The sequence below is a fragment of the Streptomyces sp. NBC_00466 genome, assembly GCF_041433995.1.
In the GTDB taxonomy this organism is placed as follows: Bacteria; Actinomycetota; Actinomycetes; order Streptomycetales; family Streptomycetaceae; genus Streptomyces.
This window is the reverse complement of record NZ_CP107896.1, coordinates 82,275-109,207: the sequence shown is the minus strand read 5'-3', so window position 1 is coordinate 109,207 and position 26,933 is coordinate 82,275. Positions and strand designations below refer to the sequence as shown.

Annotated in this window: 27 protein-coding genes; 16 read left to right on the top strand and 11 right to left on the bottom strand. The window is 70.5% G+C overall.

Annotated elements, in window-relative coordinates:
• Nucleotides 1–48 precede the first annotated feature (48 nt).
• The 9 genes from hpnE (at nucleotide 49) to OG210_RS00475 (ending at nucleotide 10,665) form a co-directional block, all read left to right on the top strand.
• Nucleotides 49–1,437 (top strand): hydroxysqualene dehydroxylase HpnE, encoded by a 1,389-nt coding sequence (gene hpnE / locus OG210_RS00515; protein ID WP_328333799.1) that lies wholly within the window; start codon nucleotides 49–51, stop codon nucleotides 1,435–1,437.
• Nucleotides 1,434–2,516: a polyprenyl synthetase family protein gene (locus OG210_RS00510; protein WP_328333801.1), complete on the top strand. Its 1,083-nt coding sequence runs from the start codon at nucleotides 1,434–1,436 to the stop codon at nucleotides 2,514–2,516. Before hpnE ends, OG210_RS00510 begins: the two co-directional genes overlap by 4 nt.
• A 101-nt stretch (nucleotides 2,517–2,617) precedes the next feature.
• On the top strand, nucleotides 2,618–4,636 hold the full coding sequence (shc, locus tag OG210_RS00505) for a squalene--hopene cyclase (RefSeq protein ID WP_328333803.1): 2,019 nt from the start codon (nucleotides 2,618–2,620) through the stop codon (nucleotides 4,634–4,636).
• The gene (locus tag OG210_RS00500) at nucleotides 4,636–5,280 is read left to right on the top strand and encodes a 1-hydroxy-2-methyl-2-butenyl 4-diphosphate reductase (RefSeq protein ID WP_328333805.1); all 645 of its coding nucleotides are present in this window, start codon (nucleotides 4,636–4,638) and stop codon (nucleotides 5,278–5,280) included. The genes shc and OG210_RS00500 overlap by 1 nt, the downstream gene beginning before the upstream one ends.
• Nucleotides 5,281–5,285: 5 nt before the next feature.
• Nucleotides 5,286–6,308, top strand: coding sequence for an adenosyl-hopene transferase HpnH (gene hpnH / locus OG210_RS00495; RefSeq protein WP_328333807.1), 1,023 nt, complete (start codon nucleotides 5,286–5,288; stop codon nucleotides 6,306–6,308).
• A gap of 196 nt (nucleotides 6,309–6,504) precedes the next feature.
• Complete coding sequence (gene dxs / locus OG210_RS00490) at nucleotides 6,505–8,385, top strand: 1-deoxy-D-xylulose-5-phosphate synthase (protein WP_328333809.1); 1,881 nt, start codon at nucleotides 6,505–6,507, stop codon at nucleotides 8,383–8,385.
• Nucleotides 8,382–9,779: an aspartate aminotransferase family protein gene (locus OG210_RS00485; protein WP_328333811.1), complete on the top strand. Its 1,398-nt coding sequence runs from the start codon at nucleotides 8,382–8,384 to the stop codon at nucleotides 9,777–9,779. Before dxs ends, OG210_RS00485 begins: the two co-directional genes overlap by 4 nt.
• A gap of 87 nt (nucleotides 9,780–9,866) precedes the next feature.
• Entirely contained in the window at nucleotides 9,867–10,433 is a 567-nt protein-coding gene (locus OG210_RS00480) for an XRE family transcriptional regulator (RefSeq protein WP_328333813.1), read from the top strand.
• Nucleotides 10,434–10,521: 88 nt separating this feature from the next.
• Nucleotides 10,522–10,665: a DUF6126 family protein gene (locus tag OG210_RS00475; protein ID WP_327294176.1), complete on the top strand. Its 144-nt coding sequence runs from the start codon at nucleotides 10,522–10,524 to the stop codon at nucleotides 10,663–10,665.
• Between the two features lie 13 nt (nucleotides 10,666–10,678).
• Here the strand turns inward: OG210_RS00475 and OG210_RS00470 are convergent, their stop codons facing one another.
• Entirely contained in the window at nucleotides 10,679–11,494 is an 816-nt protein-coding gene (locus OG210_RS00470; RefSeq protein ID WP_371534715.1) for a tyrosine-protein phosphatase, read from the bottom strand.
• Between the two features lie 271 nt (nucleotides 11,495–11,765).
• On the opposite strand from OG210_RS00470, the gene OG210_RS00465 reads away from it, so the two are divergent.
• Nucleotides 11,766–12,557 (top strand): SGNH/GDSL hydrolase family protein, encoded by a 792-nt coding sequence (locus tag OG210_RS00465; protein ID WP_328333817.1) that lies wholly within the window; start codon nucleotides 11,766–11,768, stop codon nucleotides 12,555–12,557.
• A 139-nt stretch (nucleotides 12,558–12,696) separates the two neighbouring features.
• Nucleotides 12,697–13,893 carry an MBL fold metallo-hydrolase gene (locus OG210_RS00460; RefSeq protein WP_328333819.1) on the top strand — a complete coding sequence of 399 codons (1,197 nt, stop codon included), beginning with the start codon at nucleotides 12,697–12,699 and terminating at the stop codon, nucleotides 13,891–13,893.
• Between the two features lie 51 nt (nucleotides 13,894–13,944).
• Here OG210_RS00460 and OG210_RS00455 read toward each other — a convergent pair whose 3' ends face one another.
• The 6 genes from OG210_RS00455 to OG210_RS00430 form a co-directional block, all read right to left on the bottom strand.
• On the bottom strand, nucleotides 13,945–14,463 hold the full coding sequence (locus OG210_RS00455) for a DUF1203 domain-containing protein (protein ID WP_328333821.1): 519 nt from the start codon (nucleotides 14,461–14,463) through the stop codon (nucleotides 13,945–13,947).
• Between the two features lie 112 nt (nucleotides 14,464–14,575).
• Nucleotides 14,576–15,418 carry a hypothetical protein gene (locus OG210_RS00450; RefSeq protein WP_328333823.1) on the bottom strand — a complete coding sequence of 281 codons (843 nt, stop codon included), beginning with the start codon at nucleotides 15,416–15,418 and terminating at the stop codon, nucleotides 14,576–14,578.
• A 212-nt stretch (nucleotides 15,419–15,630) separates the two neighbouring features.
• A complete protein-coding gene (locus tag OG210_RS00445; protein WP_328333825.1) occupies nucleotides 15,631–17,877 on the bottom strand; it encodes a 2-dehydropantoate 2-reductase in 2,247 nt (748 codons plus the stop codon).
• Entirely contained in the window at nucleotides 17,874–18,710 is an 837-nt protein-coding gene (locus OG210_RS00440) for an SDR family oxidoreductase (RefSeq protein WP_328333827.1), read from the bottom strand. Before OG210_RS00440 ends, OG210_RS00445 begins: the two co-directional genes overlap by 4 nt.
• The gene (locus OG210_RS00435; RefSeq protein ID WP_328333829.1) at nucleotides 18,710–20,014 is read right to left on the bottom strand and encodes an MFS transporter; all 1,305 of its coding nucleotides are present in this window, start codon (nucleotides 20,012–20,014) and stop codon (nucleotides 18,710–18,712) included. The genes OG210_RS00440 and OG210_RS00435 overlap by 1 nt, the downstream gene beginning before the upstream one ends.
• A gap of 328 nt (nucleotides 20,015–20,342) precedes the next feature.
• On the bottom strand, nucleotides 20,343–21,245 hold the full coding sequence (locus tag OG210_RS00430; protein ID WP_328333831.1) for a polysaccharide deacetylase: 903 nt from the start codon (nucleotides 21,243–21,245) through the stop codon (nucleotides 20,343–20,345).
• A gap of 168 nt (nucleotides 21,246–21,413) precedes the next feature.
• Between OG210_RS00430 and OG210_RS00425 the strand changes: the two genes are divergently transcribed.
• Nucleotides 21,414–22,481 (top strand): AsnC family transcriptional regulator, encoded by a 1,068-nt coding sequence (locus OG210_RS00425; RefSeq protein ID WP_371534709.1) that lies wholly within the window; start codon nucleotides 21,414–21,416, stop codon nucleotides 22,479–22,481.
• A gap of 79 nt (nucleotides 22,482–22,560) precedes the next feature.
• Here the strand turns inward: OG210_RS00425 and OG210_RS00420 are convergent, their stop codons facing one another.
• A complete protein-coding gene (locus tag OG210_RS00420) occupies nucleotides 22,561–22,911 on the bottom strand; it encodes a transcriptional regulator (protein WP_328333835.1) in 351 nt (116 codons plus the stop codon).
• Nucleotides 22,908–23,420 carry a hypothetical protein gene (locus OG210_RS00415; protein ID WP_328335680.1) on the bottom strand — a complete coding sequence of 171 codons (513 nt, stop codon included), beginning with the start codon at nucleotides 23,418–23,420 and terminating at the stop codon, nucleotides 22,908–22,910. The genes OG210_RS00420 and OG210_RS00415 overlap by 4 nt, the downstream gene beginning before the upstream one ends.
• A 335-nt stretch (nucleotides 23,421–23,755) precedes the next feature.
• Here OG210_RS00415 and OG210_RS00410 point away from each other — a divergent pair, with 335 nt between their 5' ends.
• Nucleotides 23,756–24,049: a hypothetical protein gene (locus tag OG210_RS00410; RefSeq protein ID WP_328335681.1), complete on the top strand. Its 294-nt coding sequence runs from the start codon at nucleotides 23,756–23,758 to the stop codon at nucleotides 24,047–24,049.
• 108 nt (nucleotides 24,050–24,157) lie between these two features.
• Here the strand turns inward: OG210_RS00410 and OG210_RS00405 are convergent, their stop codons facing one another.
• Entirely contained in the window at nucleotides 24,158–24,433 is a 276-nt protein-coding gene (locus OG210_RS00405) for a hypothetical protein (RefSeq protein ID WP_371534706.1), read from the bottom strand.
• Nucleotides 24,430–24,717 (bottom strand): hypothetical protein, encoded by a 288-nt coding sequence (locus tag OG210_RS00400; RefSeq protein WP_328333837.1) that lies wholly within the window; start codon nucleotides 24,715–24,717, stop codon nucleotides 24,430–24,432. The genes OG210_RS00405 and OG210_RS00400 overlap by 4 nt, the downstream gene beginning before the upstream one ends.
• A 258-nt stretch (nucleotides 24,718–24,975) precedes the next feature.
• Here OG210_RS00400 and OG210_RS00395 point away from each other — a divergent pair, with 258 nt between their 5' ends.
• The 3 genes from OG210_RS00395 to OG210_RS00385 all read left to right on the top strand — a co-directional run bounded on the left by OG210_RS00395 (nucleotide 24,976) and on the right by OG210_RS00385 (nucleotide 26,879).
• The gene (locus OG210_RS00395) at nucleotides 24,976–25,818 is read left to right on the top strand and encodes a helix-turn-helix transcriptional regulator (protein ID WP_371534703.1); all 843 of its coding nucleotides are present in this window, start codon (nucleotides 24,976–24,978) and stop codon (nucleotides 25,816–25,818) included.
• Nucleotides 25,800–26,009 carry a DUF397 domain-containing protein gene (locus tag OG210_RS00390; RefSeq protein ID WP_328333841.1) on the top strand — a complete coding sequence of 70 codons (210 nt, stop codon included), beginning with the start codon at nucleotides 25,800–25,802 and terminating at the stop codon, nucleotides 26,007–26,009. The genes OG210_RS00395 and OG210_RS00390 overlap by 19 nt, the downstream gene beginning before the upstream one ends.
• A gap of 273 nt (nucleotides 26,010–26,282) precedes the next feature.
• Nucleotides 26,283–26,879, top strand: a complete 597-nt coding sequence (locus OG210_RS00385; protein ID WP_371534701.1) for a hypothetical protein — start codon at nucleotides 26,283–26,285, stop codon at nucleotides 26,877–26,879.
• The last annotated feature ends 54 nt before the right edge of the window (nucleotides 26,880–26,933 follow it).

Sequence of the window (26,933 nt, the reverse complement as noted above, 5' to 3'; positions counted from 1 at the left end):
GACGACCTGCCGTCCGTACGCCGACGGCCGGTTCCGGAAGGGGGGCGTATGACAGCCGACGCGGCACGGCCGACGCGCGCGGTCGTGGTCGGCGGAGGGCTGGCCGGCACCACCGCCGCACTCGAACTCGCCGACGCGGGCGTACACGTGACCCTGCTCGAAGGCCGGCCCCGGCTGGGCGGTCTCGCCTTCTCCTTCCGGCGCGGCGAACTGACCGTGGACAACGGCCAGCATGTGTACCTGCGCTGCTGCACCGCCTACCGGTGGTTCCTCGACCGGGTCGGCGGAGCCGCCCTCGCGCCCCTGCAGGACCGGCTCGACGTGCCCGTGCTCGACATCGCGCCCGCGGGCGGCCCGCGCCTCGGCCGGCTGCGCCGCACCGGACTGCCGGTGCCGCTGCACCTCGCCCGGAGCCTCGCGACATACCCGCATCTCTCGCTCGCAGAGCGGGCGAGCGTCGGCCGCGCCGCGATGGCGCTCAAGGGGCTCGACCTCGCCGATCCCGCCCTGGACGACACCGACTTCGCGAGCTGGCTGCGCGCGCACGGGCAGTCCGACCGCACCATCGAGGCCCTCTGGGACCTGGTGGGCGTCGCGACGCTCAACGCGACCGCGCCGCACGCCTCGCTCGGTCTCGCCGCGATGGTCTTCAAGACCGGGCTGCTCTCCGAGGCGGGTGCGGCCGACATCGGCTGGGCCCAGGCGCCGCTCGGTGACCTGCACGACACGCTCGCCCGCAAGGCCCTCGACGCGGCGGGAGTACGCACTGAACTGCGCGCCAAGGTCTCCGGCGCCGTCCGGGCCGCGGACGGGAGCTGGCGGGTGGAGACGGACGGCGAGACGCTGGAGGCCGACGCCGTGGTACTCGCCGTACCGCAGCGCGAGGCCCATGCGCTGCTCCCCGAAGGGGCGCTCGACGCACCGGACAGGCTGCTGGAGATCGGTACGTCACCGATCCTCAACGTCCATGTCGTGTACGACCGCAAGGTGCTCCGCCGGCCCTTCTTCGCCGCGCTCGGCACTCCGGTCCAGTGGGTCTTCGACCGTACGGAATCCTCGGGCCTGCAGGGCGGCGGCCAGTACCTCGCGGTGTCCCAGTCCGCTGCCGACGACGACATCGACCAGCCCGTCTCCGTGCTCAGAGAGCGCTATCTCCCGGAGCTGGAGCGCCTGCTGCCCGCGGCGCGCGGCGCCGGTGTACGGGACTTCTTCGTCACCCGTGAGCGGACCGCGACCTTCGCACCCGCCCCCGGCGTCGGACGGCTGCGTCCCGGTGCCCGTACCCGCATCCCCGGCCTCTGTCTGGCCGGGGCGTGGACCGCCACTGGCTGGCCCGCGACCATGGAGGGCGCGGTGCGCAGCGGTCTCAGCGCCGCCGGTGCCGTGCTCACCACGCTCGGCCGTACCCACGACCATCCGCTTCAGGAGGCGGCATGAGCACTGTTACTGGAACAAGAGGAGAGCCTGTGACCCCGGCCGCAGACACCGTCGATATTGTCGCGCTCCTGGAGCGCGGACGGACCCTGTCCTCACCGGTGCTGCGCGCTGCCATTGACCGGCTCGCACCGCCCATGGACACGGTCGCCGCCTACCACTTCGGCTGGATCGACGCCCAGGGGCGCCCCGCCGACGGGGACGGCGGCAAGGCCGTACGCCCCGCGCTCGCACTGCTGTCGGCGGAGGCCGCCGGCGCCTCGGCCGCAGCCGGGATCCCGGGCGCCGTCGCGGTGGAACTCGTGCACAACTTCTCGCTGCTGCACGACGACCTGATGGACGGTGACGAACAGCGCCGCCACCGGGACACCGTCTGGAAGGTGCACGGCCCCGCGCAGGCGATCCTTGTCGGCGACGCGCTCTTCGCGCTCGCGAACGAGATCCTGCTGGAGCTCGGCACCGTCGAGGCCGGCCGCGCCACGCGCCGGCTGACCACCGCCACCAGGAAACTGATCGACGGTCAGGCCCAGGACATCTCCTACGAGCACCGCGAACGGGTCACCGTCGAGGAGTGCCTGGAGATGGAGGGCAACAAGACGGGCGCCCTGCTCGCCTGCGCCGTCTCCATCGGTGCGGTGCTCGGCGGCGCCGACGACCGCACGGCCGACACGCTGGAGGCGTACGGCTACCACCTCGGCCTGGCGTTCCAGGCCGTCGATGACCTGCTCGGCATCTGGGGCGACCCGGAGACCACCGGAAAACAGACCTGGAGCGACCTGCGCCAGCGCAAGAAGTCCCTGCCCGTCGTCGCGGCACTCGCGGCCGGCGGACCGGCGTCGGAACGGCTGGGCGAACTGCTCGCAGCCGACGCCAAGAGCAGTGACTTCGACACCTTCTCCGAGGAGGAGTTCGCCGCACGGGCGGCTCTGATCGAGGAGGCGGGCGGCCGGGAGTGGACCTCGCAGGAGGCCCGCAGGCAGCACGCGATCGCGATCGACGCGCTCACCGGGGTCGACATGCCGGAAAGGGTGCGGGCGCAGCTCATCGCGCTCGCCGACTTCGTCGTAGTACGGAAGAGATGATCACCATCGCCACATAATTCGCGTCGCCGGCCGGTGTCCACGGGACACCGGCCGACGGAGACCCCAGCACAGCAGAGGAAGCACTGCACGAAGGGGAAGCCATGACAGCGACGACCGACGGAAGCCCGGGAGCCATGGAGCCCCGCGCAGCCTCGGCAACCGGAACAGCTGAAACAACTGCAATTTCCGAAACCACCGAAACGATTCTTGCCGGTCACCCGGTGCATGACGCCGCCGAGCGGGCCGCGGAGCGCTCGGTCGCGTACCTGCTGGAAGCCCAGGACGCCCAGGGCTGGTGGAAGGGCGACCTGGAAACAAACGTGACCATGGACGCCGAAGACCTGCTGCTGCGGCAGTTCCTCGGAATCCAGGACGAGCGCACCACCAAGGCCGCCGGGCAGTTCATCCGGGGTGAGCAGCGCGCGGACGGCACCTGGGCCACGTTCTTCGAGGGCCCCGGCGAACTCTCCACCACCATCGAGGCGTACGTGGCGCTGCGGCTCGCCGGGGACGACCCCGAAGCCCCGCACATGGCGCTGGCGTCCGCCTTCATCCGCGCCAACGGAGGCGTGGCCGCGAGCAGGGTGTTCACCAGGATCTGGCTCGCTCTCTTCGGCTGGTGGAAATGGGACGACCTCCCCGAGCTACCACCTGAGATGATTTTCCTGCCCAAGTGGTTCCCGCTCAACATCTACGATTTCGGCTGCTGGGCCCGGCAGACGATCGTGCCGCTCACCGTCGTCTCCGCGAAGCGCCCGGTCCGCCCGGCTCCCTTCCCGCTCGACGAGCTGCACACCGACCCGGCCGACCCGAATCCGGCCAAGCGGCCTGCCCCGCTGGTCAGTTGGGACGGAGCGTTCCAGCACCTCGACAAGGTGCTGCACATCTACCACAAGGTCGCCCCGCGAAGACTCCGCAAGGTGGCCATGAACGCGGCGGCCCGGTGGATCATCGAGCGGCAGGAGAACGACGGCTGCTGGGGCGGTATCCAGCCGCCCGCCGTGTACTCGGTCATCGCGCTCCATCTGCTCGGTTACGACATCGACCACCCCGTGCTGCGGGCGGGCCTGGAGTCGCTGGACCGGTTCGCCATCTGGCGCGAGGACGGCGCCCGCATGATCGAGGCCTGCCAGTCCCCGGTGTGGGACACCTGTCTGGCCACGATCGCGCTGGCGGACGCGGGTCTGAGCCCCGACCATCCGGCGCTCGTGAGGGCCGCCGAGTGGATGCTCGCCGAGGAGATCGACAGGCCCGGCGACTGGGCGGTGCGCCGCCCCGGACTCGCCCCCGGCGGCTGGGCGTTCGAGTTCCACAACGACAACTACCCCGACATCGACGACACCGCCGAGGTCGCGCTCGCACTGCGCAGGGTCCGGGTGCCGGACCGGGCGCGGCTGGAGGGGGCCATCGCACGCGGTGTGCGCTGGAACCTCGGTATGCAGTCCAAGGACGGCGGCTGGGGCGCCTTCGACGCCGACAACACCAGCCCCTTTCCGAACAGGCTGCCGTTCTGCGACTTCGGTGAGGTCATCGACCCGCCATCGGCCGATGTCACCGGCCATGTCGTGGAGATGCTCGCCATCGAGGGCAAGGCGCACGACCCGCGCACCCGGCGCGGCATCGAGTGGCTGCTCGCCGAACAGGAGGCGACCGGCGCCTGGTTCGGGCGCTGGGGCGTCAACTACATCTACGGCACCGGGTCGGTGGTCCCGGCGCTCACCGCGGCCGGGCTGCCCGTCTCCCATCCGGCGATCCGCCGTGCGGTCTCCTGGCTGGAGTCCGTACAGAACGAGGACGGCGGCTGGGGCGAGGACCTGCGCTCGTACAAGGAGGAGGAGTGGATCGGGCACGGCGCTTCGACGCCCTCCCAGACCGCCTGGGCGCTCCTTGCGCTGCTCGCGGCGGGGGAGCGGGAGAACAAGGCCGTGGAGCGGGGTGTCTGCTGGCTCGCCGAAACGCAGCGCCAGGACGGCGCCTGGGACGAGCCGTACTTCACCGGTACCGGCTTCCCCTGGGACTTCTCGATCAACTACAACCTCTACCGGCAGGTCTTCCCGCTGACCGCGCTGGGACGGTACGTCAACGGTGAGCCCTTCGCCGGAATCCGGCAGGGGAGCTGATGGCAGAGGCTCCGGGCAGCGCCCCGCTGCTGATCGCCTGTGCGCTGGGCATCGAGCGTTTCGCCCTGCGCACGGGCGCCCGCCGCGGCGGCGCACCGGGCCCGGTGACCGTACTCCGTACGGGCATGGGGCCCGAGGCGGCCGCGTACGCCGTCACCCGCACACTCGGCGAGCTCCCCTCGCGGGAGACCGCCGTGCTCGCGTCCGGCTTCTGCGCCGGTCTCGCACCCGGAATGCATCCGGGCGACGTGATCGTCGCCGATGAGACCAGGGACAGCAGGGGCGCCACCGCCTGCGTGGGTACCGAGGTGCTCGCGAAGGCACTCGCTGCCGCCCTGCCCGGGCGTACTGTGCACACCGGTCCGCTGACCGGGTCAGACCATGTTGTACGCGGCCATGAAAGGGCCGAGCTGCGTGCCACAGGGGCGATCGCCGTGGACATGGAATCCGCGGCGACGCTCTGGAGCGCCGTACGGACCGGGCCCCGCCCGGTTGCGGCCGTACGAGTGGTCGTGGACGCTCCAGAACATGAACTCGTCCGTATTGGGACGGTGCGCGGTGGAATATCGGCCTTCCGTGTACTCCGTGCCGTCCTTCCAGCTTTCTATGAATGGCACCGTTCTTTGCTGCTCCCCAGGAGGTGAGCTAGATGGCCATGCCGCTCCGTCAGACCATCAGGGTCGGGACGTATCTCTTCGAACAGAAGCTCCGCAAGCGTGAGAAGTTCCCGCTGATCGTCGAGCTGGAGCCGCTCTTCGCGTGCAACCTCGCGTGCGAGGGCTGCGGGAAGATCCAGCACCCGGCGGGAGTGCTCAAGCAGCGCATGCCGGTGGCGCAGGCAGTGGGGGCCGTCCTTGAATCGGGTGCTCCGATGGTTTCCATCGCGGGTGGTGAACCTCTGATGCACCCGCAGATCCATGAGATCGTGCGCCAGCTGGTGGCGAAGAAGAAATATGTCTTCCTCTGCACCAACGCGATGCTGATGCGCAAGAAGATGGACAAGTTCACGCCGTCGCCCTACTTCGCGTTCACCGTGCACATCGACGGGCTGCGCGAGCGGCACGACGAGTCGGTGGCGAAGGAGGGGGTGTTCGACGAGGCCGTGGAGGCCATCAAGGAGGCCAAGCGGCGCGGCTTCCGCGTCACGACCAACTCCACGTTCTTCAACACGGACACCCCCCAGAACATCATCGAGGTGCTCAACTACCTCAATGACGATCTGGAGGTGGACGAGATGATGATCTCGCCTGCCTATGCCTACGAGAAGGCCCCGGACCAGGAGCACTTCCTGGGGGTCGAACAGACCCGGGAACTCTTCAAGAAGTCCTTCGCCGGTGGGAACAGGGGCCGCTGGCGCCTGAACCACTCGCCGCTCTTCCTGGACTTCCTGGAAGGCAAGGTGGACTTCCCCTGCACGGCGTGGGCCATTCCCAACTACTCGCTCTTCGGCTGGCAGCGCCCCTGCTATCTGATGAACGACGGGTACGTCCCCACGTACAAGGAGCTGGTCGAGAAGACCGACTGGGACAAGTACGGCCGGGGCAAGGACGACCGCTGCGCCAACTGCATGGCGCACTGCGGTTACGAGCCGACTGCCGTACTCGCCACGATGGGCTCCCTCAAGGAGACCATCCGCGCCGCCCGCGAGACGGTTTCAGGAAACCGCGGGTGACGTGACGGTCGCAGGAGAGCCTGCCGCACCCGGGCTCCCCGAGCCGCCGGCCCGACCTGTCCAGGTCGGGCCGGCGGCCGTAGGCGCGTACGTGCGTACGCGCCGGTCCCGGTGCTGTCGATGACCCGGGCGCAGGCTCCGTCACCGACCGGCACCGGATGTGTGAGCTGAACGAAATCCGAGAGGGGGCCCAAGCGTGTCGATCTTGGAGAATATCCGGGGACCGCACGACCTGAAGGCGCTCGCCGAGGCGGAACTCGGTGAACTGGCCGTAGAAACAAGGGAGTTCCTGATCCAGGCGGTGGCCAGGACCGGGGGGCACCTGGGGCCGAACCTGGGGGTGGTCGAACTCGCCATCGCGCTGCACCGCGTCTTCGACTCACCCGTCGACCGCATCCTGTGGGACACCGGCCACCAGAGCTATGTGCACAAGCTGCTCACCGGCCGGCAGGACTTCTCCAAACTGCGCAGCAAGGGCGGCCTCTCCGGCTACCCCTCCCGCGAGGAGTCCGAGCACGACGTCATCGAGAACTCGCACGCCTCCACGGTGCTGGGCTGGGCCGACGGCCTCGCCAAGGCCAACGAGGTGCTCGGCAGGACCGGCCATGTGGTCGCCGTGATCGGCGACGGCGCGCTCACCGGCGGCATGGCCTGGGAGGCGCTCAACAACATCGCGGCCGCCAGGGACCGCCCGCTGATCATCGTCGTGAACGACAACGGCCGCTCGTACGGCCCGACGATAGGCGGCCTCGCCAACCACTTCGCCACCCTCCGCACGACCGACGGCTACGAGCGGGCTCTCGCCTGGGGCAAGGATGTGCTCCAGGCGACGCCCGTCGTGGGACAGCCGCTGTACGAGTCGCTGCACGGCGCGAAGAAGGGGTTCAAGGACGCCTTCGCGCCACAGGGCATGTTCGAGGACCTGGGGCTGAAGTACGTCGGCCCGGTCGACGGGCACGATCTGGCGGCCGTGCAGTCGGCACTGAACCGGGCCAAGCGCTTCCACGGGCCGGTGCTCGTGCACTGCCTCACCGAGAAGGGGCGCGGTTACCGGCCGGCGCTGGAGGACGAGGCGGACCGCTTCCACACCATCAGCGGCATGGACCCGCTGACCTGCGCGCCGCTCGCCCCGCCCGGCGGCCCCTCCTGGACCTCGGTGTTCGGCGCCGAGATCGCCGCGATCGGCGCCGAGCGGCCCGATGTCGTCGCCATCACGGCGGCGATGCTGCACCCGGTCGGCCTCACCGAGTTCGCCGAGCGCTTCCCGGACCGTGTCTGGGACGTCGGGATCGCCGAACAGCACGCGGCGGTCTCGGCCGCCGGACTCGCCACCGGCGGTCTGCACCCGGTGGTCGCCGTGTACGCGACCTTCCTCAACCGGGCACTCGACCAGCTCCTGATGGACGTGGCCCTGCACCGGTGCGGGGTGACGTTCGTCCTCGACCGGGCCGGGGTCACCGGCGTCGACGGACCCTCGCACAACGGCATGTGGGACATGTCCGTCCTCCAGGCCGTACCGGGACTGCGGATCGCCGCGCCCCGGGACGCCGGCCAGCTCCGCGCCCAGCTGCGGGAGGCGGTCGATGTGGACGACGCGCCGACCGTCCTGCGCTTCCCCAAGGAGTCGGTGGGCGAGCCGCTCCCGGCGGTCGGCCGGGTCGGCGGTATGGACGTACTGCACCGGGCCGACCGGCCGCAGGTGCTGCTGGTCGCCGTCGGGGTGCTCGCCCCGGTCTGCCTGCGGGCGGCCGAACTGCTCGAAGGCCACGGCATCGGCTGCACGGTCGTCGACCCGCGCTGGGTCAAACCCGTGGACGCCGAACTCCCCGGGCTCGCCGGCGGGCACCGGCTGGTCGCGGTCGCCGAGGACAACAGCCGTAGCGGCGGCGTGGGTTCGGCGGTCGGCCAGGCGCTGCGGGACGCCGGGGTCGACGTACCGCTGCGGACCTTCGGAATCCCCGAGCAGTTCCTCCCGCACGCCAAACGTGCCGAAGTGCTGGCCGACATCGGGCTCACGCCCGTCGAGATCGCAGGACGGATCAGCGCCGCCCTGAAAGCCAAGGAGAAGACGGAATGACGGAAGGCGCACCCAAGGGTTTCGACCTGACGAGCCTGCTGGCCGAGCGAGGCGCCGAGCGCTACGAGCTGCACACCCGGTACCTCAACCACCAGCTGCCGAGGATGCTGCACACCATCGGCTTCGACAACGTCTACGAGCGGGCTGAGGGTGCCCACTTCTGGGACGCGGACGGCAACGACTACCTCGACATGCTCGCGGGCTTCGGGGTCATGGGGCTCGGCCGGCACCATCCGGTCGTCCGCAAGGCGCTGCACGACGTCCTGGACGCCTCGCTCGCCGACCTGACCCGCTTCGACTGCCAGCCGCTGCCCGGCCTGCTCGCCGAGAAGCTGCTGGCCCACTCGCCGCACCTGGACCGGGTGTTCTTCGGCAACAGCGGTACCGAAGCCGTCGAGACGGCGCTGAAGTTCGCCAGGTACGCCACCGGCAAGCCCAGGATCCTGTACTGCTCGCATGCCTTCCACGGGCTGACGACCGGCTCGCTCTCGGTCAACGGCGAGGACGGCTTCCGCGACGGATTCGCGCCGCTGCTGCCCGACACCGCAATCGGGATGGGCGATCTGGCCGCGCTGGAACGCGAGTTGAAGCGCGGGGACGTGGCGGGCTTCGTGGTGGAGCCGATCCAGGGCAAGGGGGTCCTGGAGTCCCCGCCCGGATTCCTGCGCGCGGCACAGGAGTTGCTGCACCGGCACAAGGCACTGCTGATCGCCGACGAGGTGCAGACAGGACTGGGGCGGACCGGCGACTTCTACGCCTACCAGCACGAGGAGGGCGTCGAACCGGACCTGGTCTGTGTGGCCAAGTCGCTCTCCGGCGGGTACGTGCCGGTGAGTGCGACGCTGGGCAAGGACTGGATCTTCAAGAAGGTCTACTCGTCCATGGACCGGGTGCTGGTCCACTCGGCCAGCTTCGGATCCAACGCCCAGGCGATGGCTGCCGGGCTCGCCGTGCTCTCGGTGATGGAGGACGAGGAGACCGTCGCCCACGCCCGGGCGACCGGCGAGCTGCTGAAGTCCCGGCTGGCAGCCCTGATTCCCCGGTACGAGCTGCTGCACGACGTACGCGGCCGGGGGCTGATGATCGGCATCGAGTTCGGCCGCCCCACCTCGCTGAAGCTCCGCAGCCGGTGGACCATGCTCCAGGCTGCCCGCAAGGGGCTCTTCGCGCAGATGGTCGTCGTACCGCTGCTCCAGAAGCACCGCATCCTCACGCAGGTCTCCGGGGACCATCTGGAAGTGATCAAACTGATCCCGCCGCTGGTCATCGGTGAGGCGGAGGTCGACCGCTTCGTCGAGGCGTTCACCGCTGTCATGGACGACGCGCACGGCGGCGGCGGACTCATGTGGGACTTCGGGCGGACCCTGGTGAAGCAGGCGGTCGCCAACCGCTGAGCCCCGACCGGGCCGCGGAAGGCCGAGCATTTTGCCTCAGAGGCAAATTATTTGCCTCTGAGGCATTCTGCTGTCCCAATGGGGTGTATGAGCACCCCCGCGGAGGATCTGCCCGATGTCGCCCCGCGCCTGCGTGAACTGCGCCGGCGCGGGCGGCTCACCCTGGAGGCCGCGGCCCGCAGGGCCGGTCTCTCCCCGGCGCACCTCTCCCGGCTCGAAACCGGTGCTCGGCAGCCGTCGCTGCCCATGCTGCTGTCACTGGCCCGCATCTACGGTACGTCGGTCTCCGAGCTGCTCGGCGAGGTGCCGCCCGAGCGGGACCCCGTCATCCGGGGCGGCCGCCGGGACTCCGTGGAGGCCGACGGCTGGACGTACCACACTGCGGGCTCCCCGGGCCGGGCGATGCAGGCCCTGCGGGTGGAGGTGCCGTACGGGGCGCAGGGCGAGCTCGTCCGGGTCCATCCCGGTGAGGAGTGGCTCTACGTCCTCAGCGGGAAGCTGCGGCTGACCCTGGGCGACGCGGCGCACGACCTCGACCCCGGGGACAGCGCCCACTTCGACTCGCTCACCCCGCACCGGATCGCCGCCGCGACCCGGAGCGGGACCGAGCTGCTCTTCATGCACACCCTGCTGCAGAGCCCCGACCTGCACTGACCTCCGGCCTGCACTCCAGTTCCGCCATGAGCCAGTCCCGCAACGAGCCCAGTCCCGCACGCGATCCGTTCCGAAGAGAGGCCCCGCCATGCCAGAAACCAATCCGGTGAAGGCGAACGAGGAGAAGAAGTTCCCCCGTGGACTCGTCATCCGGCTTGTCGCCTATCTGGTGGCGGGCCACCTCTTCGCCGGTTTCGTCTATCTGCTGTTCACGCTCGGCGGCCGGCAGTAGCCGTCCTCCCGGCTCAGGCGGCGTCGTCGAGCAGCCGGGCGCGCAGTTTCTCGCGTGTCTCAGGGGCGAGCTTCAGCCCCTCGGTGAGATACCGCTCGGTCGTGCCCCACGTCTCGTCGATGGTCGCGAAGGCCGTCTCCAGATACTCGGCACGGGCCTCGAAGAGCGGGCTCAGCAGCTGCATGACCTCGGTGGAGTGCGCGTCGGCCGACTCGTCACTGCGCTTGACCAGGTAGCGCCGCCGGGGATCGTTCGACTTGAGGTAGTCCGCCTCGACGGCGTCGCGCTCCACGCCCACCGCGAGCAGCGTCACCGCTATCGAGAGCCCCGCCCGGTCCTTGCCCGCCGCACAGTGCATCAGGGCAGGCACGCTGTCCTCGGCGAGCGAGTGCAGCACCCGGCTGTGCTCGGCGGTCTTGGTGGTGATGATCGAGCGATACGAGGCGGACATCCGGCCGGCGGCCCGGTCATCGGAGAGGACCCGCCGCAGATGGTCCAGATCGCCGTCGCGGACCATGCGCCAGAACTCGGAACCGTCGGCCGGGTCCGTCAGCGGGATATTGACATGACGGACGCCCGCCAGCTCGACGTCCTTTCCGTCCAGGGCCACGTCGGCGGCGTTACGGAAGTCGAAGATCGTGTGGAGCCCGAGCGAGGACAGGAACACGGCGTCCTCCGTGGTGGCGTGCGCGAGGTGACCGCTGCGGAACAGCCTGCCCTGGCGCACCCGCCGTCCGTCCACGGTCGGCAGCCCGCCCACGTCACGGAAGTTGCGCACCCCGGCAAGGTCGGGTTCTGCCGACGGGACCTGCGGAAGTTGCTGCGTCACGGGGCTCCTCGGTGTCCTGCCGGCGTGGCTGGTCGCCGCCGTCGGCGCGTGGTGGGCCGGTGCCGTGGCACCCGCCGCCGGCCGTGTCGTAACGGCCCTGGATTTTTGACGATACGACATCGGTGCGCCATGCAGGCATCGTGCCCCGGAGATCCACGGTGGCCTCCCTTATTCCTTCTTCAGGCAAACTGACCAGGTGGCTTTTCTCACGGCCTGTCACCCCCTAAATACGGTCGCGTAGGTCACATCGTGAGGTGCAGGATTGGCCGTTGTGGCAGACGATTCGGCAATCAAGAACAGAGACATCATCGGGTCGTACGCGGCGATCGGCGACAGCTTCACCGAGGGAGTCGGGGACCCCGGACCCGACGGGAAGTTCGTCGGCTGGGCCGACCGGCTCGCCGTACTTCTGGACGACCGCGTCCCCGAACACACCTTCCGTTACGCGAACCTCGCGGTACGGGGACGGCTCCTCGACCAGATCGTCGAAGAGCAGGTCCCGCGGGCCAAGAAACTCGCCCCCGACCTGGTCAGCTTCTCGGCGGGCGGCAACGACATCATCCGGCCGGGCTCCGACCCGGACGACGCGGCCGAGCGCTTCGAGCGGGCGCTCGCCGATCTGACCGGCTCGGTCGGCACCGTCATGGTGACCACCGGGTTCGATACCCGCGGCGTCCCGGTCCTGCGCCATCTGCGCGGCAAGATCGCCACGTACAACGAGCACGTACGGGTCATCGCCGCACGGCACGGCGCCCCGGTGCTCGACCTGTGGTCCCTCAAGACCATCCAGGACAGGCGCGCCTGGGACGACGACCGGCTGCATCTGTCGCCCGAGGGCCACACGCGTGTCGCGCTGCGGGCCGCGCAGGTGCTCGGCCTCGACGTACCGGCCGACCCGGACCAGCCGTGGCCCCCGGAGCCGCCGCGCGGCTCGGCCGAGGTGCGGCGCGACAACATCCACTGGGCCCGTGAACACCTGGTGCCGTGGATAGGCCGCAGGCTCCGAGGAGAATCCTCCGGCGACCACGTGGAGGCCAAGCGCCCCGACCTGCTGCCGCTCTGACACGGGCCGGTACGCACCGGCACGGATCCGGCGGGGACAGATCCGTGCCCGGTGGCGGCGGCGACCGTTCACGAGGCCGTTCCTCCACCGTCGTGCCCGCCGCACATAATGGATCGACATCGCACACCTGGAGGTCCTCGTGCCCGATTCCCGTTCTCTGTCGCCCCGGCTCCGCGCGCTGCGGCCGGAGGGCTTCGGTGCGGACCCGGCCGGAGAGCGGATGGCACGTATCCGCCGCTCACCGAACTTCGCCGATGGCGTGTTCCAGAACCCGGTGGGCGCCAGGACCCGGCCGTCCGGCTCCATGGCCGAGTTCGCGAAGGTCTACTTCCGCAAGGAGGAGCGGGTCCTCCGATTCCCCGAAGGCACCGTGCCCGTCCACGCCACCACCGTCGCCGACCTCGCGAAGCCGCCGGCATCGGGCCTGCGGCTCACCTGGATGGGTCACTCGACCGTGCTCGCCGAGATCGACGGCCGACGGGTGCTGTTCGACCCCGTCTGGGGCAAGCGCTGCTCACCGTTCTCGTTCGCGGGGCCGAAGCGGCTGCACCCCGCGCCGCTGCCGCTCGCCGCTCTCGGGCCCGTCGACGTCGTGGTGATCTCGCACGACCACTACGACCACCTGGACCTCCCCACCATCAAGGCACTCGCGGGGACCGACACGGTCTTCGCCGTACCGCTCGGCGTCGGCGCCCACCTGGAGCGCTGGGGCGTGCCCGCCGACCGGCTGCGCGAGCTGGACTGGAACGAGACCGCGGAGGTGGCCGGCATCCGGCTCACCGCCACGCCGGCCAGGCACTTCTGCGGCCGCGGGCTGCGCAACCAGCAGCACACGCTCTGGGCGTCCTGGGCCGTCGCGGGACCCGAGCACCGGATCTACCACAGCGGCGACACCGGGTACTTCCCCGGATTCAAGGACATCGGTGCCGCGCACGGTCCCTTCGACGCCACGATGATCCAGATCGGCGCGTACTCGGAGTACTGGCCCGACATCCACATGACCCCGGCCGAAGGCGTACGGGCGCATCTCGATCTGCAGGGCGGTAAGCCCGGTGGCGTGCTGCTGCCCATCCACTGGGGCACCTTCAACCTCGCCACCCACCCGTGGGCGGAGCCCGGCGAGTGGACGCGGGACGCCGCCGGCGAGGCCGGGCAGGCGGTGGCGCTGCCCCGGGCCGGTGAACCCTTCGAGCCCTCGGGCAAGATCCCGTCCGAGCCGTGGTGGCGTGCGGTGTCCCCGCCGATCGCCCACCCGTGGCGCCTCTCCGCCGGACCGGACACCGCCCCGGCCGTCGGCCGGAGCGGTCTCGACCTCGCGGAGGAGCAGCACTCCTGAGCGCGGGCGGCCCCCGCTCACCTCCCCGGCGGGTGAGCGGGAGTTGACTGCCTACGGCCGCCGCACCGCGAACTGGAAGCAGCCGTACTCCAGGGCGCGTACATGCACCATCGCCACCTCCGGGACGGCGAACGCCTCATCGAAGGCCCGGTCGAAACCGGCGCCCGCGTCCTCGGGGATCTCGAAGAGGCGCCCGCCGACGATGTGCCCGTCGGCGTCGTACCGGCGGATGGTGCGCAGCGCCCCCGGCCGCGCGAAGGGGTAGCCGTGGGCGCCGTCCGGGCCCTCGCACGCGTCGGCGTGGATGAACACCGGCCCCGCTTCGTCGTACGCCCCGGGGGCGGCGCCCGTCGCCGCCGCCCAGCGCCGCACGGGTGCGTACGAGACGAGAGCGACCCGCTCACCGGGCTCGATGGACCGCAGACAGCAGCGCAGCGGGCTGCCCACGCAGTCGATGGGAACGCCGTCCTCGCGGGCGGTGTACGGCTGCAGCGGCCGGCCGGAGTCGTCGGAGACGCGGAGTTCCCGCAGAGCGGCGGGCGGAATGGGAAGAGCTGCGTAAGTGGTCATGGCTCCACTGTCGGCGGCGCGCCCCGGAGGTGCTGGCGGAATTCTGACGCCGAGTCCGGCCGGCCGTGGCGGGCGTGAGACCGGGAGCCGTCACGGCGTTGGCGGGGCCAGGTCAGGGGTGCTCGTCGTGCTGGAGGACACCGCCGAGCGCGAAGCAGAGGGCACCGGTGAGCGTGCCCCAGTTGGCGATGCCGGCGTTGACCAGGCTGCCGGTGGCGGGACGGGTGTAGGCGGCGAGTGCCGAGACCATGAACAGGACGGAGCCGAGCTGGTTCACGGCGACGATCCACCAGCCGAGGCTGCGCTGCCGGATGCACGGCCGGCCGTGGCAGATCTCGACGAACGCGAGGTGGCCGGAGATGAGGAAGAGCCCGCAGCCGATGACGTCGGGCGACCAGATCAGTCGGTTGATCTGCTGGACGTTCAGGCCGTGCAGGAAGGAGTCGAGCAGGTTGACGGCGAACACCAGGGTGCCGACGAACAGGACGAACGCGCCCAGCCAGTCGAGGTGTTTCGGCTCGTAACTCCACCACCGCCAGTTCCGGGTGACCAGGGCGCCTTCGCCCCCGGCCACGGGGCGCGGGGCGTTGATGACCTGGAGCAGGGACACATACCCGCCGGTGTTGAAGAACAGACCGCCGGCGAAGTAGATCGACGCGGAGGTGGTGGCGTCGCCGGAGCCGAACTGGGCGACGGCGGCACCGGCCGCGAAGAGCGCCCCGCCGATGATGAAGGCGGTGGCGGCGATCGCGTTGAGGTTGCGCAGGCGGGCGACGGCGGTGTCGTCGGCGCTGGCGTGATGGACGGTGGCCGCTCCGCGTGGGTGGACGGCGATGAGTCCGCGGCGCCGGGCGAGCCGGGATTCCCAGATGGCGGTGCCGCCGCCGGGCGGGTGCCAGGTGAGCCGGGTGGTGAACGGTCCCGCGCCTTCGGCGCGCTGGTCGGGCTGTCCCACAGGCCGATACTAGACGGCCCGCCGGTCCCTCAGCCGGGCGCAACGCCGCCGGACGCGGCCACCCAGCCGCCCGTACTGCCGTCACGTCGTCGAACCCGGACAACGCCGCTACCAGCGGCAGTTACTCCGGGCCCTCTCCGGGCCCCTACGTCCCGGGCCGACGTTCGACCCGGGACGTAAGGCGCCACACCGTCACCCGCTGGTGCCCCGCGTCAGGCGGTGACGAAGGCGGCGAGGACGCCCGCCGCCAGGGCGGAGCGTTCGACCATGCCGCTGAGCTTCACGTGCTCGCTGCGGGCGTGGGCACCGCCTCCCACCGCGCCGAGTCCGTCCAGGACGGGGGTACCCGCGGCGAGGACGAAGTTCCCGTCGCTGGCGCCGCCCACGGCTGTCTCGCGCAGATCCAGGCCGAGCGGCGCGGCGCAGGACCTGGCGAGGGCGAAGATCTGGCCGACGCCCTCGGTGCGCTCGAAGACAGGACGGTTCCATCCTCCGGCGAGCCGCAGGCTGGTCCGGGTGTCGGCCGGGGCGAGTCCGGCCAGGGCGACGTCCAGACGGGCGCGTTCGTCGTCGGTCGCGACCCGGATGTCCAGCTGTGCGGTCGCCTCCGCCGCCGTGACGTTGCTGCGGGTACCGCCGTGCAGCACGCCCACGTTGAGGGTGGTCCCGGCTGCCGGGTCCGCGAGGGCTTCCAGCGCGAGCACCTGGCGGGCGATCTCGTTGACCGCGCTGGCACCGGATGTCGGGTCGAGGCCGGCGTGGGCCGCCTCACCGGTGATGGTGAGGGAGAACAGTCCGACCCCCTTACGGGTCGTCTTCACCGCCCCGTCCGCGCTCGCCTCGAAAACCAGTGCCGCCCGGGACTTCCGCGCTTCGGCGACGATGACGTCGCTCGACGCCCTGCTGCCGGTCTCCTCGTCCCCGTTGAGCAGCAAGGTGCACTCAGGACGCGGCAAGTCGAGCGCCGTGAGCGCGCGCAGGGCCCAGACGGCCTGGACGAGTCCTGCCTTCATGTCGAACACGCCCGGCCCTGAGATGCGGTCCCCCTCCCGGCGGTAGGGCCAGTCCGGCAGGGTCCCGGTGGCCCAGACGGTGTCGTAGTGGCCGACGAGCAGTACCGGGGCCCCTGTTGACGGGCCCGTGCCGGCGTAGCGGCGGATCAGGATGTCGCCCGCGTCCTCGCGCGGGTGCACCTCCTCGCTCGCGGGTGCGCCGAGGGAGGCGTCGAGCCAGCCGCGCAGCCAGTCGAGGCAGGCGGCGAGGGACACGGTGTCGTCGCTGGAGCTCTCCTGGGAGGTGTAGGCGGCGAGGTCGGCGTCCATCGCGTCACGGTGTTCGTCCAGCCAGCCGTGGACGGCGACGGCCTGCGCCTCGGTGAGCACGGGCCCCGCGGGCAGGGTGTGGCAGTCGGGTCCGCCGGTCCCGGCTGTGCGGCCGCCGGACATGGCGAGGCGGTCGAGGGCGTCCAGCCGGGACTCGGACATGGTGGACGGGTCCTGCTCCAGTTCCCGCAGACCGTCCAGGACGGCCCGTAGCACCGGAGCATCCAGGCCCGCGCGCCGCGCCTGTTCGAGGACCGGTGCGTAGTGCGTGGTCACCTCCACCGGGCGGCGGCGGACGGCCAGGTCGCGCCAGATGCCGCTACGGTCCTTGGGCTGGGTGCGCAGCCACGCCGTCAGCCGGTCGCATGCGGCGCCGCGCAGGGCGGGGTCGTTGTCGGGCCGGAAGGCGGGCGCCTCGAAGGCGTCGAAGGACTCCAGGCGCCCACCGGCCGCGTCTGCCACCGCGTATACCTCGGCGGCCAGCGCGTACATGGTGGCGCGGTGGCGGTCCGTGAGGTCCGCCATGGGGGCGTCGGCCAGCGCGGTGGCCGAGAGCATCGCGCCGAACGCGGCCTTCGCCCACAGGTAGCCCTCGACGTTGTCGGTGGCGAGTGCGGGACCCCACGCCTGGAGATCGGCGACCAGGGCGCGCACCCGGGCGGAGACCGGCGCCCCGCCCACTTCGCCGATGACGAACGCGCCGGGACCGCCGTCGCGCACCACGCCCGGTTCGACGAGGTCGGCGAAGATATTGACGAAGGCGGCGACGGTGCGGTCGGCGCCGATGTGTTCGGCTATGAGCGCTTCGTTGAAGCCGTTCTGTACGGAGACGACGTAGCCGTCCGGGGCGAGGCGCGGTGCGATCCAGCGCATGGCCTGCTCGGTCGCATGTGCCTTGACGCTGAGCAGGACACGCTCCAGGTGTGGCCCCTGGTACGTGTCGGGGGTGGCCGCGTCGAGGCGGACGCTCTCGCGTTCCCCGCGGCGCAGGATGGTCAGCCCGTCCGCCCGGATCGCTGCCACGTGGCCGGCGTCGGTGTCGATGACGGTGACCGGGTGTCCGGCGGCCGCGAGACTGTGGGCGAGGGTGCCGCCGATGGCGCCCGCCCCGACAACGGTGTAGGCATCGCCGGTCATGAGGTGAGTCCCTTCGTGGTGTCCGGGTCCGGGTCCGGCGCAGGAGTACCGGTGGCGGCGGTGCCGCCGGTGGGGGAGGTGACCGGCGGGGGCCACAGCCGGGGCAGGTGGGTCGCACCGGTGCCGCTGCCGCCGTCCACGCGCAGGATCTCGCCGGTTACCCAGGAGGCGTCGGGGCCGGCGATCCACACGACGGCGCGGGCGATGTCCGCCGGGGTGCCGGGCCGTCCCAGCGGGTTGACGGAGACAGCCGCCGCGTAGGCATCGGTGACGGGGTTGCAGGTGCTGTCGACGTCGATGAAGCCGGGGCTGACGGCGTTGACGCGGATGCCGTGCGGGCCCAGTTCGAGGGCGGCTGCGCGGGTCGCCATCTCCAGCGCCGCCTTCGACGCGGCGTACGGGCCCCCGCCGGGCCGGGCACGCAGTGCCGCGCCGGACGAAATGTTGACCACCGACGAGGTCCTGCCGGAGGCGATGGCCCGCCGTGCCAATTCGGCCGTCGCGAGCACCGGGGCGCGGGTGTTGAGGGCGAGGACGCGGTCCCAGTCGGCGGCGGTGACCTCGGCCATGTCGAGCGACGGGTAGATACCGGCCGCGTTGACCAGCACGTCCACCGGCCCTTGGGCCTGCCATCCGTCGCTGACGGCATCGGACGGGCCGTCGGCCGAGCACAGGTCACGGACCTGGTGGGCCGCGCCCAGTGCTTTCGCCGTGTCCGCGAGTGGGGTGGCGTCGATGTCGACGAGCGTCAGTCGGTGGCCGGCGGCGGCGAAGTGCTCGGCGACGGCCCGTCCGATGCCGCTCGCGGCACCGGTGACCAGTACGTGCGCCATCAGGTGAACTCCTTGTCCTTCGTCTCGGGCATGGTCAGGTAGATGATGAGAGAGATCAGGGCGGAGCCGGAGACATACAGCCAGAGCTTGTCGGCGTGACCGGAGTCGCTCATCCAGGTCGTGACGTACGGGGCGGTGCCGCCGAAGACGGCGACGGCCAGCGCGTACGGGAGAGCGATGCCGGTGGCGCGTACCTCCGGCGGGAACTGCTCGGCCATGATCACCGCGCAGTTCGCGGAGTAGCCGAGGATCAGCAGCATGCCGGTGAGCTGTACCAGGAACAGCACGAGGAAGCTGTCGTTCAGGATGTGCAGCATCGGCCAGGCCAGGACAACGAAGCCGGCCGCGAAGCCCGCCATGGTGGGTTTGCGCCCGAGCCGGTCCGAGAGCAGCCCCGCGAAAGGCAGCAGCACGAGGAAGACGATCAGACACAGCGTCTGGGAGAGCAGTGCCCGGTTCAGCGGTATACCCGTGGTGAGGTTGGCGTACGTCGGAAGGTAGCTGACCCAGATGTAGTAGGTCAGCGTGCCGGCGACCGTGATGCCCGCGACCCGGAGCGCGGCGGCCGGGTGCTCGACGAGCATGGCCTTCAACGGGTTCTTCCTGGCCTGGCCGTCGGCCCTGGCCTCGTTGAAGGAGTCGGTGTCCTCGACGGAGACCCGCAGCCAGAGCCCGGCCAGACCGAGCAGTGCGCCGATCATGAAGGCGGCCCGCCAGCCCCAGGCGTGCAGGGCGTCCTCGCTGAGCAACGAGGTGAAGGTGGTGCCGAGCAGAGACGCGATCAGGACGCCGCCCGCCACGGATACCTGCTGCCAGGACCCGGCGAAGGCACGTCTGCCGGGCGAGGCGGACTCCACCAGGAACGCCGAGGACGAGCCGAACTCGCCCCCTGCGGAGAAGCCCTGGGCCAGCCGCGACAGCAGGAGGACCAGGGGGGCCGCGATGCCGATCGTCCCGTAGCCCGGGGTCAGAGCGATGACGAAGCCGGCGCCTGCCATCAGGCCGATCGTGAGGGCGAGTCCCTTCTTGCGGCCGTGCCGGTCGGCGTACGCGCCGAGGAAGGCGGCCCCCACCGGGCGCATCACGAAGCCGACGGCGAAGACGGCGAGGGTGGAGAGCAGTGCCACCGTTCCGTCGGCCTTCGGGAAGAAGACATCCGCGATGATCTTCACGAAGATGCCGTAGAGGGCCCAGTCGACCCATTCGACGGTGTTGCCCACGGCTCCGGCGACGAGGGCCTTGCGTTGCCGGGGTGTCAGCTTGGGAGATGGGGCGATACCGGATGCGGCGGTGTCGAGTGGCACGAGGAAATCCTCGCTTTCCTTGGAGCGTCACGGGGGACGGATCGGCGGCGGGAGCACGGGGGCAGAGTCCTGGGTGCGAGCGGTGATGCCGGGTGGGGGTGAGCGGGATGAACTCGGTGGAACGGGGATGGACGCGCCGGGGGGAGTCGCGCGGTGTGTGGTCACGCGGGCCGGCGAGCGGGCACGGCGGCGTGGGAGCGGGCCCCGGGGGTCGCGAACGGGAGCCGGGGCGCCGAGGTGCGTCCGGATGTGACGGATGCGGCTTGTGCCGGGTGGGGCGATGAGGCGCCGTCGTCTGTAACGATCAGCAGTGCGGCGGCCGTTGAGGTCAGCGGGCCGGGCGTTGCGCGAGGCAGTGCTCGGCGATCTCCCGGTGGGTGGCGAACCACACCGCGTCGTGCTCACCGATGTGTGCGAGCAACTCGTCCAGTACGACGAGGCGCGAGCGGTGGCCGATGATATGCGGGTGCAGCGTGAGCTGGAACAGGCCGCCGGCCGCGTACGCGGCGGCGAACTCGTCCTGCCAGATCCGGAGTACGTCGCGCGGCGCGATGTAGGGCCTCAGCGAGGCGAAGCGATCCATCATGAAATAGGGCGCGTCGTCGCGGATCCACTCCACGGGGATCTCCACCACGCCTGTCGCCTCGCCGTGCTCGACCAGCTCGTAGGGCTCGTCGTCAGCCATCAGCGAGGAGTCGTAGAGCAGGCCCATCTCACGGGTGATCGCCAGGGTGTGCGGCGAGAAGTCCCAGCTCGGTGTGCGGATACCGACGGGGCGTACGCCGCCGATCCGCTCCAGGGTGTCGGCGGACCGCAACTGGAGCTCACGCTCGGTCCCCGCGGTGAGCAGAGTGTTGCGCTCGTGGATCCAGCCGTGGACGGCCAGTTCGTGGCCCGCGGCCGTGTAGGCCCTCGCCTCCTGCGGACGCAGCAGCGCGCAGACGGCCGGCATGAAGAAACTCGCGGGAATGCGGTGGCGCTCCAGCAGGTCAAGGATCTTGGGCACGGCCACGCGGGCGCCGTACTCGCCCTGGGCGAGCTTCGCGGGGCGCGTCTCACCGTCGCGCAGAGCCGGGGTCTCGTGGTCCGAGTCGAAGGACACGGCTACCGCGCAGCGGGCGCCGCCGGGCCAGGCGTCCGGTGCGAGGGAGCGCCCGGCGCGTACGTGCCCGACATGGCCGCGCCAGGTCGACTCGTCCCATTCCCACGGCTGCTGCTCACTCTGCGTCATCGGAATCCGACCCTTTCGTGAGAGATGCGCTCTGTGTTCTCCGGGGTCGCCCGAGGAGACAGCGCTCCGTCCGCCACTCTTGCGTGGCCCGTTGCTGATGGCCCATCGTGGGCACCTCCCGTCCACCGACCCAGGAAATCGAAGAGAATCGCCATGGACCGTCTTCGTGTGAAGGATTCCGCCGTCGCGCTCCAGGCCGAGCTGGACGAGACGGACATGGCCATCGCCCACGCCCTGCAGATCGCGCCACGGGCCTCCTGGACGGCGATCGGCGAGGTGCTCGGACTCAGCGCGGTGACGGTCGCGCGCCGCTGGGGCCGGATCTCGGACCGCGGCTTGGCCTGGGTCACCGCGACAGGCAGCCCCGGCCTGTGGCGATCCCTGTGCAACGCGTTCATCGACGTGGACTGTGAGCCGTCGGCCCGGCACGAGGTGGCACTCGCCCTGGCCAGGGACCCACGGACGAAATCCGTCATGGAGCTGGCCAGCGGACGGGACATCCACATCAACGCGGTGACCCGGGATCTGCCGGGCCTGTCCCGGTTCATCCTGGACCGGGTGAGCCGTCTGCCCGGTGTGGTGCGGGTCAGTACCAAGATCACCACGCGCATCCTTGTCGCCGGGAGCGACTGGCGGCTGGATGCGCTCCCTCGCTCGGAGCAGCTGCTCCTCCAGGCCGTCGCGGACGAGACCGCGCCGCGCCAGGCCCTGCCCGGCACGCTGGACGGTCCGGACAGAGACCTGCTGCTGGCCCTCGCCCCGGACGGCCGACTGCCCGTCTCCGATCTCGCGGAGCGCACAGGTACCAGCCAGACCGCGGCCCGTCGCCGTCTCGCGCGGCTGGAGCGGACGGGCGCCGTCGCGTTCCGCTGCGAGATCGCCCAGCACATCACGGGGTGGCCGGTCACCTCACTCATGTGGGCGCGGGTGGCGGTCCCGCAGCGGCGACAGATCTGTGAGCGGCTCAGCCGGATGTCGGGCATCCGGCTGCTGACGGCGACCAGCGGCGAGACGAACATCCTCATGTCCACGTGGCTGCACTCCGTGGACAGCGCCCACGACCTGGAGGAGCGCATCGGGGCGGAGTGTCCGGGGCTGGAGATCGCCGACCACGGCATCGTGCTGCGGACGGTGAAGCGCCAGGGATGGATTCTCGACGAACTGGGGCGCTGTCTGGAGAGTGCACCCATCGACCCGTGGTGCGACGGAGACATCGCGGTCCCGGAGGCGGGGTGACCCGCTGCGGCCGGCAGGCCTCGGCCCCTCCCGCCTCCTCGTGACGCCTGCCCGGGGCCGGGTCGAGATGCCCCGTGGCTCAGCCGCCCTGCCCGGCCTGCTCGCGGGCGCTGGCCTGCCGGGCCGCGGCCACGATGTCCTGCAGCGCGGTGAGGTGGTCGTCCAGCGCCTGCCGGCCGGTGGGGGAGAGGGACAGCCAGGTCCTGGGGCGCTTGCCCACATGGCCCTTGCGGATGTCCAGGTATCCGGCTGCCTCCAGCGCGGAGGCGGTCTTGCTGAGGACCGAGTCGGACACCTGGCAGCCGTCGCGTACGGCGGCGAAGTCGGCCTCGTCGCACGCGGAGAGGAAGGCGGCGACGGCCAGCCGGGTCGGATGCTGGATCGTCTCGTCCAGCGCCGGCCGTCCCTGTCCCGGTGGAGTGCCCGTCATGCCAGCTCCGCCAGGGTCCGTCTGATCACCGCGTTGCGGGCCAGGCACGTCACCCAGACACCGAGCCCGGCCACGACGAACGCCGTGAGCTGCGCGGTGCTTTGGCCTGTTCCGAGGGCCCAGCACAGCCATCCGGCCAGACCGCCGGCCAGGAAGACGGCCGGCAGCGCGATCCGACTCCGCCACAGCCGCGCGGGCCAGGACCGGTCGATCAGAACCCCGGCTCCCCTGCGCGCTGCCCGCGCGAGCACGACGATGACGGCGAATGCCAGAAGCGCCACCACAAGCGCTATCAGGGTTGCCTGACCGCCCTTGTCGTCGCTCCAGGCCCGCACCGCGCTCGGCACGATCACGGCCACAGCCGCGGTCGGCCCGTACCACGCCGGGAGAAGACCGGACCGGAGGCGGGCCCGCTCCTGGGCCGTCTCCACGTCCCGCAGGGCACCCGCGGCGTACTCCACCGAGCCGGTTTCGGCGTTGAGCGCGGACTCGTTCTCCTGCGGCGGCATGAGCACACGGACCTTCCCTGGGGCACACGATCGGACTGACGTTTTCCATCGTGCCACATATTTTCCAGTGTGGAAAGTGGTTGCCCGTCCGTCGCCCTCAGTGAGAGGCATCAGTGGATACCGGCCTCCACTTGCGGGCCGTCACCGCGGGTGCTGTTGGTCGTCTTCGGCCTGGCCGATGTGCTGCGGTGTGCTGCCCATCCGCATCGCGCTGCCCTCGGTTGCGCAGGATGCAACGGCTGTTGCAGCGCACGGAGTTGCCCCTTAAATTCCATGCGTGCGGCGTAACTACCGTGCGCCGTAAGGCCATTGATGGGGAGAATCCCTTGAACGGAATGTTAGCGACGACCAGACTCGCCGCGGTCGCGGCGGCCTTGCTGGCCGGGGTGGCGCTGGCCGCCCCGGCGTCGGCCGCCACTGCCGCGCCGGTGCGGGGAGTGGTGTCGATGGACTCGTCCACCTACTACGTCTATGTCACCGGGGTCAGCAGCTCGCTGGACGGTGCCCGGGCGAACGCGGACTACAAGCTTCCGCCCGGCTGTGAATCCGGTGGAGTGGTGGCCAGTGGCACCACCCCCGACAACAACATCTGGGTGACCGTCCAGGGCATCTGCTCCGGGGCGCAGTGACCAAGGGGTCAGCACCCGCACAGTGCTGACCCGGTACTCGCGCAGCAGTGACCGAGGGGCGCCGGCCGGACCGGCGTCCCTCGGGCGAGACCGACGCCTGTGCGAGGTTCAGTTCGGCTCCGGTGCGGTGCCGGTGCCCAGGCCGGATCGGCTGCGGGCGTTGGCCTCGGCGACGCGGGCCTGTAGCAGTTCGGCCGGGCCGACCGGGCGTACGCGGGCCGGGTCGGCGTCCCACTCGCGACCGCCACCCAGCGGCCGGAGCTGGATCCAAGGGCCCTCGTGCGCCATGACGATGCCGACGCGGTTGCTAGCGATGTCGCGAACGGCCGTTCCGGGACGGGGGAGCGCGGTGGGGGAAGGGTCCGGTTGCCGGATGGCGCTCACTGCCCCGCGCCCTTCGCGATGACGGCGGCCAGCGCGAGCGCGACCGGCGCGGAACACACACCGAGATACACCAGCGCGTACCGGGTGCTCGCCGGGGTGTCGTCCTGGTCCGGCCCGGGCTCGAACCAGGGCGTGCGTACGTCCATGGCGGGGAGTTGGATGCCGGCGGTGGTCAGAGCCTCTGCGAGCGTGTCCCGTGCGTCGAGCGCCTCCTGGACCTTCGGGCTGTCGGTGGAGGGGCCGCTGTGGGGGGTACGGCGGGGGAGCGGGGGAGGCGTCGACATGGCTTGGGGTCTCCTCGCGGATTGTTGGGCGGTTTCGCTGCCGGGCCCACCAGCGGTGAATTACGGTGCGTAGTGGGGGTGTTACGAGAATGTCGCCCAGGTGGGCCGGGGTACACCGATGGCGCGTTCTCGTTCTCCTGCGGTCCGGGTCGTTCCACACGTTCCACTGGGAATGCGGGGGACGGGCGGGCGCGCGTGTATGTGTACCGGTACGGGGGCGGATTCCGGGCAGGCCGGGACCGCCCTGGAAGGAGCGCCATGCCGCAACGACGCCTCGTCACCAGCCGCAGCCAGGAGCCGCGTCAGCGGTTCGCGGAGGAGTTACGGAATCTGCGTGTCGAACGCGGGATCAGTCTGCGGCAGCTCGGTGAGCGGGTCGGCTGGGACTATTCGCTCTTCGGCAAGATGGAGAAGGGCGAGACACTGGGTGGGCCCGAGGTGGCCCAGGCGTTGGACCATTTCTTCGGCACTCAGGGGATGCTGCTCGTCCTGTGGGAGCTGGCGATGAGGGACCGTACGCAGTTCCGGGAGCGGTACCGGCAGTACATGTCCTTGGAGTCGGATGCGACCAGCCTGTGGCATTTCGGGGTCAGCGTGCTGCCGGGGCTCTTGCAGACGCCCGGGTACGCGCGGGAAGTGCTGGCTGCTGGTGGGATCAAGGAGCCTGAGCTGACGCAGCAGGTGGAGGCTCGGATGGGGCGGCGGGAGTTGCTTGAAGGGGCGGGCGCGCCTCCATTCCGGACGATCCTTTCGGAGGCGGTCTTGCGGACGCCACTGCGCGATCTTGGCCAGTGGCGGAGGCAGTTGGAGTACCTGGCGGAGGCTGCGGAGCGCGGCAACGTGACACTTCACGTTCTCCCATTCAGCGCGGGACCGTACGGGTTGGACAGCACGACGCTGATGTTCCTACGGCTTCCGGACGGGCGTACGGTCGCGTACACAGAGAATGCGTACAGGGGCGATCTCATCGAGGAGAACAATCCGGTGGATCGGCTCCAACGCACGTACGATGAGGTGCGTGACCTGGCGATGTCCCCTGCTGAGTCGCGGAAGTTCGTTTTGAATCTGTTGGAGGAAGTACCGTGCGATCCCTCGACCTGAGCTCGGTGTCCTGGCGCAAGAGTTCGTACAGCAACTCGGATGGCGGCGAGTGCGTCGAGGTCTCCGACGACTTCGCCGCCATCGTTCCCGTACGCGACAGCAAGAACCCGCACGGTCCCGCGCTCACGTTCGCCGCGCACGGGTGGGCGGCGTTCGTCTCTGCCCTGCGGGACGGCGAGTTGAGCGCCTGACCGTAGCCGCAACCCTGAGTCACCGACAGCCCCCGCCGACCGGCACTGGTCGGCGGGGGCTGTGTCGTTGCTCGTGAGCGCCAAGTCAGTCCTCCGGGCCGAATGTCACGGTCCTGTCATACGGCGATCCTGCCAGGAACTTCCTGGGGACACTCCGGCATCACACCTTGCAGAACCACGGCAAGAGGCCCGGTCACCGGCCGGTCGGCCGGTGTTCCCAAGGTCAGATGGCGCCTGCCCGCAAGGGGGCAGGAACTCGTTGAGGAGAGAATGATGCTCGTTCGGAAGAAGAAGATCTCGATGTTCACCCTCGTCGCTGTGGCGGCCGGCCTCGCGCTCACGGCCTGTGACAACAACGGCACCGACTCGGCCTCGTCCTCCCAGGCCGGCTCGTCCTCTTCTTCTTCCTCCTCCTCAAGTGCGCAGTCCCCCGCTCCCGCATCCAAGTCCGCCAAGGGCGGGACCTCCGGCACCTCCGCGAAGTCCGGGGTGAGTTGCACCAACCAGATCAACTACGCGGGCGACCCCCGTTCGAACGCCGAGATCAACTCCATCGGCGCGGACACCGGCCACTGCCCGGCACCGGAGAAGAAGAGCACGCCCGCAGGTGCCCCCGCGAAGTCCGGAGTCAGCTGCACCAACCAGATCAACTACGCGGGCGACCCCCGTTCGAACGCCGAGATCAACAGCATCGGCGCGGACACCGGCCACTGCCCGGCACCGGAGAAGAAGAGCACGCCCGCAGGTACCCCCGCGAAGTCCGGAGTCAGCTGCACCAACCAGATCAACTACGCCGGAGACTCCCGTTCCAACGCCGAGATCAACTCCATCGGCGCGGACACCGGCTACTGCCCGCCGGTCAAGCACTGACCGGGCGTCCTCAGCGCCGCGTCTCCGGAGTGAGGACAGCGGCGGTGACTGACG